This is a genomic window from Vibrio sp. V31_P5A7T61 (genome assembly GCF_009904895.1).
GTDB lineage: Bacteria > Pseudomonadota > Gammaproteobacteria > Enterobacterales > Vibrionaceae > Vibrio > Vibrio metschnikovii.
Genome location: NZ_WXWI01000073.1, coordinates 1 through 14,253 on the forward strand (window position 1 = coordinate 1; position 14,253 = coordinate 14,253).

At 42.1% G+C, this 14,253-nt stretch carries 12 protein-coding genes and 1 pseudogene; 7 read left to right on the forward strand and 6 right to left on the reverse strand.

Features of this window, described 5'->3' with window-relative positions:
• From CAG58_RS15960 to CAG58_RS17080, 4 genes are all read left to right on the forward strand, one after another.
• Positions 1–482: IS3 family transposase (locus CAG58_RS15960; RefSeq protein WP_161439755.1), on the forward strand; the 482-nt coding region annotated here is incomplete at its 5' end.
• A 33-nt stretch (positions 483–515) separates the two neighbouring features.
• Positions 516–1,355: an ATP-grasp domain-containing protein gene (locus tag CAG58_RS15965; protein WP_161425956.1), complete on the forward strand. Its 840-nt coding sequence runs from the start codon at positions 516–518 to the stop codon at positions 1,353–1,355.
• Positions 1,345–1,848 carry a PLP-dependent transferase gene (locus tag CAG58_RS17075; protein ID WP_161425955.1) on the forward strand — a complete coding sequence of 168 codons (504 nt, stop codon included), beginning with the start codon at positions 1,345–1,347 and terminating at the stop codon, positions 1,846–1,848. Before CAG58_RS15965 ends, CAG58_RS17075 begins: the two co-directional genes overlap by 11 nt.
• Positions 1,844–2,464, forward strand: a complete 621-nt coding sequence (locus tag CAG58_RS17080; RefSeq protein ID WP_161425960.1) for a PLP-dependent transferase — start codon at positions 1,844–1,846, stop codon at positions 2,462–2,464. The genes CAG58_RS17075 and CAG58_RS17080 overlap by 5 nt, the downstream gene beginning before the upstream one ends.
• Positions 2,465–2,673: 209 nt before the next feature.
• On the opposite strand, the gene CAG58_RS15980 is transcribed toward CAG58_RS17080, so the two are convergent.
• Positions 2,674–3,273, reverse strand: coding sequence for a tyrosine-type recombinase/integrase (locus CAG58_RS15980; protein WP_161425954.1), 600 nt, complete (start codon positions 3,271–3,273; stop codon positions 2,674–2,676).
• 161 nt (positions 3,274–3,434) lie between these two features.
• Positions 3,435–3,557 (reverse strand): annotated as a pseudogene (locus CAG58_RS15985) (integrase); the annotation flags it as partial.
• A 698-nt stretch (positions 3,558–4,255) separates the two neighbouring features.
• On the opposite strand from CAG58_RS15985, the gene ltrA reads away from it, so the two are divergent.
• The 3 genes from ltrA (at position 4,256) to yidZ (ending at position 8,233) form a co-directional block, all read left to right on the forward strand.
• Entirely contained in the window at positions 4,256–5,728 is a 1,473-nt protein-coding gene (gene ltrA / locus CAG58_RS15990) for a group II intron reverse transcriptase/maturase (protein WP_161429693.1), read from the forward strand.
• 365 nt (positions 5,729–6,093) lie between these two features.
• Positions 6,094–7,302: an MFS transporter gene (locus tag CAG58_RS16000; protein WP_161429694.1), complete on the forward strand. Its 1,209-nt coding sequence runs from the start codon at positions 6,094–6,096 to the stop codon at positions 7,300–7,302.
• Positions 7,277–8,233 carry an HTH-type transcriptional regulator YidZ gene (gene yidZ, locus CAG58_RS16005; RefSeq protein ID WP_161429692.1) on the forward strand — a complete coding sequence of 319 codons (957 nt, stop codon included), beginning with the start codon at positions 7,277–7,279 and terminating at the stop codon, positions 8,231–8,233. Before CAG58_RS16000 ends, yidZ begins: the two co-directional genes overlap by 26 nt.
• 493 nt (positions 8,234–8,726) lie before the next feature.
• On the opposite strand, the gene CAG58_RS16010 is transcribed toward yidZ, so the two are convergent.
• The 4 genes from CAG58_RS16010 to CAG58_RS16025 all read right to left on the reverse strand — a co-directional run bounded on the left by CAG58_RS16010 (position 8,727) and on the right by CAG58_RS16025 (position 14,208).
• Positions 8,727–10,562, reverse strand: a complete 1,836-nt coding sequence (locus tag CAG58_RS16010; protein WP_161426241.1) for an ATP-binding protein — start codon at positions 10,560–10,562, stop codon at positions 8,727–8,729.
• Between the two features lie 22 nt (positions 10,563–10,584).
• Positions 10,585–11,727, reverse strand: coding sequence for a DNA cytosine methyltransferase (locus CAG58_RS16015; protein ID WP_199868141.1), 1,143 nt, complete (start codon positions 11,725–11,727; stop codon positions 10,585–10,587).
• A gap of 110 nt (positions 11,728–11,837) precedes the next feature.
• Entirely contained in the window at positions 11,838–12,824 is a 987-nt protein-coding gene (locus tag CAG58_RS16020; RefSeq protein ID WP_161426242.1) for an O-methyltransferase, read from the reverse strand.
• Between the two features lies 1 nt (position 12,825).
• Positions 12,826–14,208, reverse strand: a complete 1,383-nt coding sequence (locus tag CAG58_RS16025; RefSeq protein ID WP_161426243.1) for an ATP-binding protein — start codon at positions 14,206–14,208, stop codon at positions 12,826–12,828.
• Between the last annotated feature and the right edge of the window lie 45 nt (positions 14,209–14,253).

The window sequence follows — 14,253 nt, forward strand, 5'->3', positions numbered from 1 at the left end:
ATATTTGGACGGGAAATCGTTGGATGTATTTAGCGGTAGTCATCGACCTTTTTGCTCGAAAAGTGATTGGTTGGGCAATGTCAGTATCGCCTGATACACGATTAACAGGCAAAGCGCTTTCGATGGCTTATGAGTCTCGTGGAAAGCCTAAAGGCGTCATGTTCCACAGTGATCAAGGCAGTCACTATACGAGTCGTCAATATCGTCAGTTACTGTGGCGTTTTCAAATAAAACAAAGTTTATCTCGCCGAGGAAATTGCTGGGATAATGCGCCGATGGAGCGCTTCTTTAGAAGCTTGAAAACGGAATGGGTACCAACAGTAGGTTATCGTAGCTTTGCAGAGGCTCAACAAGAGATCATCCGCTACATTATTGGATATTATAGCCAGCTCAGGCCCCATCAGTATAACGGTGGCTTGACACCCAATGAGTCAGAACGATTGTATTGGGAAAACTCTAAAACCGTGGCCAATTTTAGTTGACCACTACAACCTAAGTTCGAAGAAGTATCTAGTTTGCAGAAACTCCTCAGATTTTCTGAGACTCATGGGTTCCCCTTAATCGTTAAGCCGAAATTAGCATCCGGCTCAAGTGGTATTGAGAAAATTGGCAGCAGAATACAATTAGAAGACTGGTTCAACAGCCACGCCAGTCAGGCCGATTCCTATTTGGTAGAATCTTTTGTTTCCGGAAAAATGTACCATGTTGATGGATTTGTTAGGGATGGAAAAGTAGCCTTCATCCAACCATTTGAGTATATAAATGACTGCCTGTCTTATCGTGACGATATGTTTATCGGTAACGTCCCAGTAAGCGATAAACATGCGGTATTTGAAGCTCTGTGCTCTTCAACAAAAGAGGTGATCTCGGCTTTACCCTTTACTGAACATTTTCCTTTTCATTGCGAATTATGGATTGAAGACAGTGGCCAGATTGTTTTTTGTGAAATTGCAAGCCGTACCGGTGGAGGGATGATTTCTTTTTTGGTGAAGGAAGCGTTCGATGTAAACATTGATAAAGAGTGCTTTCTTGCTGAATGCAAGGTTATAAAACCCTTTACCGCCAAACAGCCCTCAGGCGTATTTGGAGCCATCTGTATCCCCCCAAGAAGTGGAAGACTTTTGAACCACCCTAACTCACTCCCCCAATCAGTAGTATTCGAACACTTTACCGGCGAGCTGGGCTCTTTATATTTTGGAGGAGAAAAGTCAGGGCTATACCTTTACGGTTTTATCTTGAGTGTATCGAGTAGAGATAACCTCATAGAAGACTTTGAAAAGTGCTATTCCAGCATACATTGCAATAGCCTCTGGGAACAAAATGATAAAACCGTGTGTGCCGCTTATGAGTGTTGAACAGTCATACCCCGTAAAGCCGCCGTATCGAGCATCTTCGCCAAGCTATAGCGGATTAGAACAGCTGGAGATGGGCGCGGATGATGTTCTAAAAGATAGGTATCCTAGGTATTTCCGCTTTGGAACGCCTACATCCGATGCCCTAAATCAAGCTCTTCAAAAATACGAAAGCGGGTTTCAATCAATCACCACATCTTCCGGACTTTCTGCTATCACCACAGTATTATTGGCGTTAGCAAAACCTAAAACAAAAGTCGTTTTCAACAAGGGTATTTATGCTCCCGTTAAAAACTTTGCAAACAGTACATTGAAAAAGTTTGATGTAGAGTGTCAGTTTGTATCTTCCCGTCAGCTTTCCAAATCTAATGATATTATCGATTCAAATACTTCCCTAGTCTATCTTGAATCTCCAAGCTCAAACGTATTCGATATAGTCGATTTCGAGCATTGTATTGGTTTAGCTAGAAAGTGGGGGGGTTCCTGTCGTTATTGATAATACGTGGGCTACACCTTTAAACTTTGACCCGTTTAAATTTGGAATAGATGTCTCTATTCACTCAGCATCAAAGTACATTGGCGGACACTCTGATCTAGTGTTAGGTATCATTAACTGTAGTGAAAAAATCTATCCACAGATTCGCACCTATACCAACAACTCTGGTCAGTCTTTTGGCTCGGAAGAGGTCTACGCGGCAGTTAAGGGGTTCAAAACTCTTGATGTGAGACTTCAAAAACAATCACAGAGCGCCCAAGAGATTGTTCGCTATCTGACATCTAATGACTCTGTCATTGATGTTATCAAACCTGATTCCCCCACCCACCATGATTATGAGCTTTGGAAAAAGTACTTTAGTGGCTCAAACGGCATCCTTAGTTTCTCTATCGATTGTCAAACCACTTCCCTTTCTGCAATGTTGAAAGCATTTAAAAAGATAAAGGTTGCGTATGGGTGGGGGGGGACTGAGACAACAATTGTTCCATTTGCCATGGAAGGAGATCATCCTTGCTATTCGAACAAATATAGATATTTACGGCTAAGCGTCGGTTTGGAGCCAGTTGATGTAATAATCAGCGAGCTGGAAGTTGCTCTAGCTTGCATATCTCGCTGACACCTCTTTGAATATCCACACAGATTTTGCTGGTAAGCGAGCGCCCCACAAACCGAAGGGGCGTTTCAGTGGGAGAAGTTCCAATTCATCTTCTCCAGTAGAAAGAAATCGCCTGCAACCCAAAGAGGCACAGGCAATTTTCACGTTGTATCGTTTATACAGCTTTTAGCTAATCAATATATTCAAAACGGATTATATCAACCACATCTCTATATATCTGTATCTTCAGAAATTTTGAGCGCATCTTCGATCTCGACACCGAGATAGCGAATGGTGTTATCAAGTTTCACATGCCCTAAAAGTAGCTGTACCGCCCTGATATTTTTTGTTCTCGCATAGATCAGTGTTGCCTTAGTCCTCCGCATGGAGTGGGTCCCATACTGCGCAGCGTCAAGTCCAAGTGTCGTTGCCCACTTTTTTATGATGTGGGCATAGAAGGAGTAGCTCATTGGCACCCCAGTTTTTCTGGGACTGGGAAAGATAAAGTCCTGCGGGGAAAGTTGACTGACAAACAACCACTGGCTAAGTGCGTGTTGAGTTTTTGCTGTTATCTCAAACTGAACATCCCGTTGCGTTTTGCTTTGCGTGAACAGAATTCTGGGATGAATGATGCCTGTCGACGAAATGTCGCAAACTCTAATTCTAAGTAAGTCACAAGACCGGAGTTTACTGTCAATCGCGAGATTTAAAAGCGCCAGTTCCATCAAATTGCCCTCTATCTCAAGGCGTGTGCGGATCCGCCAGATATCTTCGAGTTTAAATGGTTTCTTTTGTCCTAAGTGTCTTCTCTGTTTATTAGTAGTCACCATGCTCCACCTCCATCGGTTGTTTGAGTGACTAGATAATTTTAGAAATGACAATTTTGGATAATATTTCCTAATGCGAGCTGGGAATCAGCACTTTACTTGGGGCAAATACTCTAAGAAGAAATGGGGCGTGCGACGTGAAGTCGTATGAAGCGCTGTTCACNTAAAAGCGCCAGTTCCATCAAATTGCCCTCTATCTCAAGGCGTGTGCGGATCCGCCAGATATCTTCGAGTTTAAATGGTTTCTTTTGTCCTAAGTGTCTTCTCTGTTTATTAGTAGTCACCATGCTCCACCTCCATCGGTTGTTTGAGTGACTAGATAATTTTAGAAATGACAATTTTGGATAATATTTCCTAATGCGAGCTGGGAATCAGCACTTTACTTGGGGCAAATACTCTAAGAAGAAATGGGGCGTGCGACGTGAAGTCGTATGAAGCGCTGTTCACCGCTAAACGAGTGAACCATCTGTATCACCAGATGAACCTAGGAGCCTGAATAAAGTAGCGGCTCTGACAATGTAACGAAGGTTGGTAGTTGCCGATCGGGATCTAAATCGTGAGAGGACGATCCTCCTGATAACCACAAGTCGGGTGAGTGCTAGGTAGTCAGCATGATGAACACAAGTGAATCCGCGTAAGGTGCGTTATCCTTCGAAACAGCGGAAGTGGTTAATACGCTGTAGCCAAAAGGCACGAGAGTTGGAAAGAGATTGCCCCATGCTCTTTCGTGATCGTTGAACTCTCCGCACCATAGCGGGCATCTAAACTGACATTGCGCGACATACGGAACACGGTAAGCCTGTATCACTCCCTCTGGGAAAGTCTCTGTGACCGATAGTGATGCAGGTAGAGGATGTTGGAAAAAGCGAAGGCTGCATTGTAACGATGCAGATATAGGCAAATGTCTGGCACGAAAGTGGGCTGACTTCCGACTGGTCTTCCGTTGCAAGATAATTTGAAGAACTTTATTCAAGGAGAAATGCAAATGATGATTTCAAAAGAGATTAGTTCCTCTCCTGACAGTGCTCAATGGCAATCCATAAACTGGAAAGCCGTTGAATCCCATGTTTTAAAGCTTCAGATGCGTATTGCAAAGGCAACACGAGAAGGTAAACACGGCAAAGCGAAAGCGTTGCAGTGGATACTGACTCACTCGCGTTCGGCAAAACTTCTTGCTGTTAAGCGGGTATCACAAAATAAAGGCAGTAAAACGCCTGGAATAGACGGCGTTATCTGGAACACAGACACGCGCCGTATGAAAGCAGTCAATCAATTGAGCAGAAAAGCTTACCAAGCCAAACCGCTCAAGCGTATCTACATTCCCAAGAAAAACGGCAAGCTCAGACCACTTGGTATCCCCTGCATGGTCGATAGAGCGCAGCAAGCACTTCATCTTCTTGCACTGGAGCCAGTATCAGAAGCACTTGCCGACCCTAACAGCTATGGATTCAGACCAAACCGCAGCACTGCCGATGCTATCGCTCAGTGTTTTAAGTGCTTGGCTATGAAACGATCTGCTCAATGGGTTCTTGAGGGAGACATCAAATCTTGTTTCGATAAAATCGGGCATCAATGGCTTATGGACAACATTGCCGTAGATAAACGCATGTTGGAACAATGGTTAAAGTCTGGTTTTATGGACAAAGGGCTGTTCTACCGTACTGACGAGGGAACACCACAAGGTGGGGTCATATCTCCGACCTTGATGCTAATGACTCTTGCAGGACTTGAGCAACGCATAAAGTCTACCGCACTCAAAAAGGGTGCTAGAGCCAATTTTATTGGATACGCCGACGATTTCGTCGTCACCTGTGCTTCAAAGGAAGTGCTGGAGAACGATATCAAACCGTTGATCGCTGAGTTCTTAGCGGAAAGAGGCTTAACACTCTCCGAAGAGAAAACGCACATTACCCACATCAGCCGTGGTTTTGACTTCCTAGGTTTTAATCATAGGAAGTACAAAGGAAAACTGCTCATTAAACCGAGTAAATCCAACACTTTGATGCTCTTGAGTAACTTGCGCGAACTCATCAAGAAGCACGCAACCATCCCCGTTAACGATTTAATCAAGTTGATAAATCCGAAACTCAGGGGTTGGTCGAATTACTATCGACACTGCGTTGCAAAACAGGTATTCGGATATGTAGGTCACAAGCTATTCCATACGTTATGGCACTGGGCTAAAAGGCGTCATCCAACAAAATCTAGAACTTGGATCGCCCTTAAATACTTCATCAACCGTCAAGGTCAATGGCAATTTCACGGTTGGCAGAAGATCATGAATATGGATTGTCAGTTCAATCTGTTCCAAATAGCTAAGGTGCCAATAGAGAGACATGTGAAAATCAGGAGTGCCGCTACGCCTTTTGATCCTCAATACCAAGAATACTTGACTAAGAGAAAATCAAAGAAGCCATGCCGTAACTCTTGGCATGAGCCTGCTCTCGCTGCTTTATAAGTTGCTGGGTGCCATCAGGTGCCTTTGTGAAGGCTTGAGCCTAGTGCGGTGAAAGTTGCACGCTGGGTTCTTAGAGGGACGACACTTGGTAACAGGTGTCGTCTACTCGACAAAAGTGTTTTTGAATTTTTAACAAATTAGCAACCCCGTATTAGGATTATAGCAATCGCGTAGTAGCTCAAGGAAAAATCAAGCATGTATGAAAAACAGGCTCACAGGAGCCTTATCAACGTTAACTCCTGACATACCCATACATTTCATTTACTAATGTAGTAAATGGAAATACCTGTTGTCATAAAGGTAACGCGCCAAGTTCAGAGATGTCTCATATTATCCTCGTAAACCCAACCACTTACGAGACCACCATGAAACCTGCGGCTAATGTATCCCGATATCTGCTATGCAGCTTTGCCTTTGTGCTGCTCTATCCCACTGCCATCGATCTCTATTTGGTTGCCTTGCCACAAATTGCCAACGATCTTTCTGCAAGTGAATCCCAACTTCATATCGCCTTTTCTGTTTATCTTGCGGGTATGGCTTCTACTATGGTGTTTGTAGGACGAGTTGCTGACCGTTTTGGCCGTAAACCTGTCGCCATGTGTGGGGCAGTGATCTTCTCGCTTGCTTCGACGTTGGCGGGTTCAGCTGAAACCAGTGATAGCTTCCTAGTTATGCGATTCTTCCAAGGCGTTGGAGCGGCATGTTGCTATGTTGTGGCCTTCGCTATTTTGCGTGATACCTTAGATGATCAAAAGCGCGCTAAAGTGCTTTCAATGCTTAATGGCATAACTTGTTCTATTCCCGTGCTAGCACCTGTTATCGGTAATCTGATCATGATTAAGTTTCCGTGGCCCGTGTTATTCACCGCCATGACGATGATGGGTGTTGCGATAGGTTTAATTGCTTGCTTTGTCTTGAAAGAAACCTTGCCGAAAGCCAAATGCACCGTTTTAGTTGTTAGTGAAGGCTCGAACGAATCTCTGTGTAACCGCTTTTTTATCTCGCGCGTTATTTATACTTCTTTAGGCGTCACCGCGATTCTCTCTTATGTAAATACATCACCAATGATCATAATGGATTTACTTGGCTTTACTCGAAGTGAATACTCAACGGCAATGGCACTACTCGCGATAGTAGGTATGACAACATCGTTTTCAGTGCCATTTGCTCTGTCTTACTTCAAACAAACCACATTAATGTTCGCAGCACAAATCTCCAGTTTGCTGTCGGCTATCGTTATTCTTGCGGCTCACTTGAATAGCGATAGTTCGACACTCTATATGGTAGGATTTATTTTGGTCAGCATGAGTTTTTCAATGGGATTTGGCGTGGCGATGAGTCAGGCGTTAAGTCAGTTCTCTCGCAAAGCTGGACTGGCAAGCTCTATGCTTGGCATAGGACAGGTTTCTTGGTCTGCATTTTATATTTGGTTCATGGCAACGTTAGGTGTGTCGGCCGTGATGATGTTAATGATAGCGTTGGTTGCTAGTGGAGTTATTGGACTCTCTATAATATTATTATTTCCAAATCATAACGTTAGTGAGCTTCATGAAGAAATCTCTTGCCCGACTTGATCTCAATTTATTGCTCACTCTGCAGTTGCTCTTGCAAGAGCAAAGTGTCACGAAAACGGCGAAAAAACTGAATGTAACCCCCTCATCGGTGAGTAAGTCACTGGCTAAATTACGTGATTGGTTTGACGACCCTTTATTTGTGAACACACCGCTGGGACTTAAACCAACAACGCTTGCAACGAGCATGCAAGAAAGCTTGTCAGACTGGATGCAAATCGGTAATCAGATTGCATCGCGACGCGGTGATGATGCGCCGAGTGGTGTGAAGTTTCACCTTGGCGTCGAGTCGCCATTGTCACTCATTATGGTGGATGAACTGACTAAACGAATTCATGACACGTATCCCGATTCTAAAGTGAAGTATCACAATTGGGATTACGATTCATTAGACGCGATTACGCGCGGTGAAGTGGATATCGGTTTTACGGGGCGTGAGAGCCATCCTCGCTCTAAGGAGTCGCTAGAACTGCTGCCATATTTCATCAATTTTGAAGTTCTATTTTCCGACCTGCCTATGGTGTATATCCGAAAAGACCATCCAGCGCTCAAGCAAGAGTGGAATTTAGATACTTTCTTAAGCTATGCCCATATCAATGTTACATGGGAGAAAAATGACAGTTGGGCATTGGATGAGCTCTTGGCTGAGCAGGGGTACACCCGAAATGTTAGATTAACAATGGCGAGTTTCGAACAAGCTTTGTTTGTTGCCGAAAAGCCCGGCCATCAAATGTTAACTACGGCACCAAAGTATTGTCAGCGGTACTGCGAGCAACTTCACCCTAATTTGCTGGCGTTGCCTATCCCGATTACGGAAGATTGTCAGCATAAACTACTGATTCCGTTTACTATGATTTGGCACAAACGTAATAATCAGAATCCTAAAATCGTATGGTTGAGGCAGACGATTAAGAACCTATATGGCGCAAGTTGAACTATTAATTTTGCAGTAAAGCAATGAACAGCCTCCCACCTTGATGCTATCAATAGCCGTAGGAGTAAGATCTTACCTTCCATTAGATTAAGTATTTTAAAATCTTCAACTCTATTATCCACTTCGACGTTGGTCTCAGCTCATTTTGGGGCATAAACGTTTTAAAAATGGCAGCGTACCGATGTGAACGCTGCCATTTTTGTATGATACTAATACTAAGTATGAGACTTTATTCTTCTCCTACCTCAGCTGTAGGAAGGTAAAAAAGTCTCATACTCGCAGGCGCTGTATGCCTTGTATTGCTGCATGACTTTAGCGTACTTGAAAAATAAAGTATCATACTGAATATAAATAAAATCTCTATTTATTGTTTATTATGAGTAATAAAGTTTCATAATATCAACTCTGTTTTCTAACTAACTATATCCAATATAATCAGAAGGTTCAGAACTTATGCAATGTTAAACTGAGCTGATATCAATTTAGTATTTTATTAGCTAACCAAGAAGCGGAGCATCTGTATCGTATCATTCCGAATAATAGACAACTGAGAATCATTGGTAGGCTGAAGGCCATGAACTATCCCATTCAGTATTTTGATATGCCCTTTCATTTTCTTCGCTGCTACCTTCAATTCATTTCTCTCTTCAGGTGGAAAGATGTCGCTCTGCACAACCAACCAATCAGCAACCATATTTAAATCAACCGATTGATTTTTCCTATACTCTTCCGAATGATTTTTCCGCTTCCCCTCCCCCCTAGAATAATAATAATCTTTTATATCAACGAACAAGTTGCGACTTTTAACAAACCTTCTCGATGCGGTTTCCAACAATGATCTATACAGCATAGAGCTCGCATGTGGTGCACTACGCATTTCAAGGGAAATAGACTCGATAATCAAATTGTCTAAAACTTCATGATCTTCAGAAATTGGAAATCTGGCAGGGAGTAAAGTAATCCAGTGCTGAGTATGATTTCCTTTGTTGTTTTCTGCTCGTTTTTTGATATCGTTTGCTTCAACGGCTGTTGTTTTAGGTTTTTCTCCTGCCTTCAACGGGGTGTTCTTCGATTTGATCTTAGTTTGGTCTTTCTCTACTGCTTTACTAGCATTTTTCGGTAGCTTGCTAAAAGTAAGCCCTGTTCGCTCAGCAAAAACCACTTTTCGCTCATCCATTTCAATGGATGAATCGTTTCTTATATCTTTCCAGATATTAATTAGAGCTTTTGATCTTGAACGGTACTCTTTAGCAACTTGCTCAACTTTTTCTCTAATTCTGATGAAAGCTGAGGAGCCTAGTTTAAGTTCCGTTTTTGCTGTATTCCATGGAAGCTTACCAGGGTCATTACCAATCATCCTAATGAGACAAATGAAACCGCTGTATTCGTTGTGCCATGATGTAGTGAAACCATGCTTTTTATCTGTGCTAGCATCGATAATGACTCGGTCATTACTTATAAAATACAATCCGTACGCTTCACTTATTAACCCATTCTTTTTTGTATCATGATCTTCTTCGCCTGCAAATTTATATTTTTCGTGAACGCCGACATTAAAATATACATCTAAACCGTCAATATTATTCATTCGGTCACTAAATGGAGTTAAAGGCTTACCTTTTCTCACATTTGGAATTGAACTTTCAACCCGATGAATAATTCGACCATCTAAAGTGCTATTCACTATGGTTATTTGTAAGCCTTTTTGAATGAAGATTCCATATCGCACCCCTAACTTTTTAGTTGCATATTCGAACCAAGCCGGATCCGCTATCTGATACCTAATGTCAGTAAACAAATCAGAGACCGTAAATAGTGAAAATGGTTTATTTTTTGTTGGATACCTTCTAGCTGGGATCTGGTTTTTTTCGCTCCCAGAGAAAGATGATGAATTGAAGATAGCTCTGTATCTTGCTATCCCATTATCCGTTACCAAACCAAAGCGGCTTCCCACTTTCAGTAAAGCTCTTTTCAATCCCAAGCCATAATGCCCAATACCAAACTGATGATTTGACCTCCTTCCGGTGATAAACGCCGAATTAGTCAGTGTATCTTCATCAAATCCAGCACAGTTATCTTTGACAGTTATACTATTAGCAGAAAACCTTAGCCGAATATGGTAGCCCGAGTAATCTACCGGAAGCCCATAGCTGTCGGACTTCACATTATCTTGCAATAAAATCTGATCCCTAGCGGCATCTATAGAATTGTCAATCAAATCAAACAACGCATCAGTAAGTTCAATATCGGTGGTAAGCGTTTCAGCTAGAAATGATGGTTCAATACCTGTATTTATTATTACTTCATCGGTATTTTCTACTTGTGACATCCGACTTTCCTATTTATTGGAATTACACGACCTTTCTCGAAGAATTTTTCTCATCGAGCTTTTGCTTTATTTTGCTTAAAATAGCTTCCGATACTATTGGTGATACACTATTACCGATCATTCTGAAACTATGCCATTTTGTAGGGTGAAAAACAAACCAATCGGGAAAACCTTGAAGTCTTGCCGCTTCTCGGACAGTTATGACTCTGGAATGACTTGGGTGAAGTGGGCGTACAGCTTGATGGCTCCCCTTATCCGATCCTGTTCCAGCTCTAAGAGTCGGACATAAACCATCCCAAGCCAATTTTTTAGCTCTACTTACCTTATCAACCATTCCAGGCTCGGTTTCTGCATAACGCTTTTTCACAGCAGCCGTATGCTTTGTATCAAAATAACCACTAACGAATCCATTGCTCAACTTCTCAAGAGATTCGCCCCAACCCAAGCTTTTATTTGGCAGAGTTCTCATCCTCTGCGCATAAACAGATAGTTCATTATTTTCAGGATACACTTCCCAACCGAAGTCTTCTTTGTCTTTATTTTGAACTATGGGCTGAGCCAAATCCGAAATCGCATCACGCACTGTGGTTTTTAATCCATTTTGGGGCTGAAAGTCGTCAATTGTCAGTGAACTTAGTCTCTTAGGATCGTACCCAATTAGTATGACTCTTTTCCTTTTGGTTGGAGCTCCATATAGGGAAGCATCTACGATCATAGGCTTTAGAACCTTGTACTTTTTGTCTAGGGTCTGTAGCGCATTTTCCAACTCGTAAACATTCCGCTCATCCATCAACCCTTCGACGTTTTCCATGATAAAAAAACTGGGGTTAATAATATTGACGTTTCTAAAAAAGTGTCCCAGTAGAGTCCTTCTGGGGTCTTCTTTATCTGACTTACCCATACGACTGTAACCTTGACACGGTGGGCCACCAATGACACCATCCACTTCGATACCATTCAATATCATTCGCCAAGATTCCTCATTCAACTGAGATAAATCACCATTCAATACATGAGTTTCGGGAAAATTCTTTTTGTATGCAGATTGTAGGGTTGGATCTATATCTATCGCTGCTATAGTTTTGAACCCAGCCAGTTCGGCACCAAGACCAAAACCGCCACAGCCGCAGAATAAATCAACTATTCTAGGATTTGATTTCATCATTACTTACGCTTTTTCCAAAAATATTCTATCAGAATATTATCGCAAAAAAATCTGATAGAAGCGACCGCTAAATCCAAACGCCCTTGAATTAGTGTAATTGAACGTTATTACTACAATGCAACTTTGCCAAACCAAGGAAATGAACGATAGTAGGACATAAAGTTCTCCAACTGTTCTTTTGCAGAGCGTTCATTTGAACCTATATAAAATCCCAAACAATCCCTTATTTCTTCGTAGGTTCCATCGGGTAACATCTGCTCGACCTGGAGTCGCTCTCTAGCCGATAAAGCTGGTAAAGTAATGTTTTTGGGCTGTTCCCAACCACTTGAATAATATGGCCAAACACGAATGTGTGTATGTTCGAGAAAGTCCTCTATCTTACTTTTTTCGAGCACTATCCCTGTGGCAGTTATCATTTTTTGACCATCTTCATATACAAAAGCACTTATTGGAACGACCTCTAACTGAGAGCTAGAAACCATACCTTTCGATACAGCCCTACTCAATGATTTCAGAAGGGTACTTGGAAATGCCTTCGAATACATAGATTCTTCCGTTAAGCCATGAGGTTCGTATTCTGACGTTATCAATTCTTTGAATTTTCCTAGTCGGTACTCATGCTGCTTTACTTCATCATCTATATTTCCTAAATTCGCTGAATTCGCGTTTAATGTCACCTTAAAAATGTCACCATGGCATAGATTACTCACCAAACGGCTTACATCTGACAACTGATGACTCAAATCTTTGAAAGATACAAAATCGAGCCATACGATGGACTTCTTATCAAAATCATGCTCGTTTATAAAATCTTTAGCAGAGCATGCCCTATCTAAAAAATCTATGCACGAAAGTGGTTTGTTGAACTGTTGTCTCCTTCTTACGTTCTCATTAACCTCAATGCACACCATATCGGAGATCTTTAACTCGTGATGCAGTGCTTTAAAATCCTCTAAAAAGGGGCCCCCGAATCCTATATAGCGATAATCCGATATATTAAGATATTTGTTTATTTTGCGGAGAGACTGGATGAATAGCCCCCGTTCCACAGCCTTATTGGGCCTAAGATGATATGGTATAGAAGTTCCTGTCGACATATCACACCTTTTTAAGAATCTGATCGAAACAATACTCCCCAACGAATGTTGTTGGACGCACATCATCAAACAAGTACTCGGATACAGCCCGAATTTCACTCCTTTTCTTCGTAAATACGACTCGCTCAGTGGGATCCGTTTCCTTCGGTAGCGGAAGCTTAGGCTTGAATACCTGCCCTCCATCTCTACGGACATTACTCCAGTCCTCTGTCCTTACTTTTTTAGATAAGGTAATGCTGGGCGCCGACTCGGTTTCTTCCATGCGAAAGTGTTTAGAAAGCTCACTTTTTGAACTTTTTTTCCATTTGTTTGTGAAATCCGTAAAGATTTTTATCCCTTCTCTAACCTTATCCTTAACAACCGCATAAATCTGTGTGCTACTGTCTACACCACGCTTGGTCGTTTTCAAAGGTAACTTTGCCGGTGTATTGGATTGAAAAATAACAACCCCTGAAATCCCGATAAATTGTGTATGATATCGAGGAACTCCTGCTTCCCCCCAGCCAGTTACGTGCGTCTTATCGTTGTGAAGCACGACCCTGTCGTTGCAAATAATAGTGATTCCAGCATTTGTGCTTACCGACTTGCCATCTTTTTCATCTTGCTCTTCCTCATCAGTACCGAGCGAACGGTAGAACCCGATAGCCACTTCCACGTCGACACCGTCGATATTGTTTTTATAAACATATGGGGCGATCGAATCTTTTTTGTTTGAAAAGTCTTTTGCAAAACGGGTTATCGAAATATCCGGCTCGATGCGATCGCCATTGATTTTGACATTCAATCCCTTGGAAATGATGTAAGAAAAATGGGTCGAAATAACCTTATATAAACTGTCGATAAAATCTTGGTTGCCGAACTGCAGTTTGATACCGTTCCTGAGCTGTTTGACTTCTATCTTAGTCCCAAACTTTTCGCCACAATCCTCAAGGTCAATTAAAGGCAACTCCCAAAGACTGTCATTCATCATCCAATCTTTCGATATTTCGACTCTATAACAACCATTTTCTGTATTGCAGAAAACTGAGGCATCTTCGCCCATTTTAAAAATAGCCCTTTTCATTCCGATGCCGTATACACCTACAGTGGGAAGATCTTTATCTCGTTCACTATCGTGCCGTCCCATCCGGAATGCAGAATCGAGAGCAACCTGTCTAGGGATTCCTCCGCAATTGTCGGATATAATAAAATGTTCTTCGTCGAAGGAAATATCGACTTCAAAACCTTCGTATGGCTTAGGACCAGAATTGTCGCCATTTAGTATACGCATCGCTCCATCGAGGCTGTTGTCGACAAGATCCAATATAGCGTCAATCAATTCGATATCCCTCGTAAGCATCTCAACGAAGAACCTTTTGGCTGGTACTAGCTGAACTTTTTCCATATAGTTTCCATTCCATGTCAATTCAGTAAGTTGCATAATAAACTA

Coding starts and splice junctions, on each gene's coding strand:
- CAG58_RS17075 (WP_161425955.1), top strand. CDS start 1,345: ATGAGTGTTGAACAGTCATACCCCGTAAAGCCGCCGTATCGAGCATCT.
- CAG58_RS15980 (WP_161425954.1), bottom strand. CDS start 3,273: ATGGTGACTACTAATAAACAGAGAAGACACTTAGGACAAAAGAAACCA.
- ltrA (WP_161429693.1), top strand. CDS start 4,256: ATGATGATTTCAAAAGAGATTAGTTCCTCTCCTGACAGTGCTCAATGG.
- CAG58_RS16000 (WP_161429694.1), top strand. CDS start 6,094: ATGAAACCTGCGGCTAATGTATCCCGATATCTGCTATGCAGCTTTGCC.
- yidZ (WP_161429692.1), top strand. CDS start 7,277: ATGAAGAAATCTCTTGCCCGACTTGATCTCAATTTATTGCTCACTCTG.
- CAG58_RS16010 (WP_161426241.1), bottom strand. CDS start 10,562: ATGTCACAAGTAGAAAATACCGATGAAGTAATAATAAATACAGGTATT.
- CAG58_RS16015 (WP_199868141.1), bottom strand. CDS start 11,727: ATGATGAAATCAAATCCTAGAATAGTTGATTTATTCTGCGGCTGTGGC.
- CAG58_RS16020 (WP_161426242.1), bottom strand. CDS start 12,824: ATGTCGACAGGAACTTCTATACCATATCATCTTAGGCCCAATAAGGCT.
- CAG58_RS16025 (WP_161426243.1), bottom strand. CDS start 14,208: ATGGAAAAAGTTCAGCTAGTACCAGCCAAAAGGTTCTTCGTTGAGATG.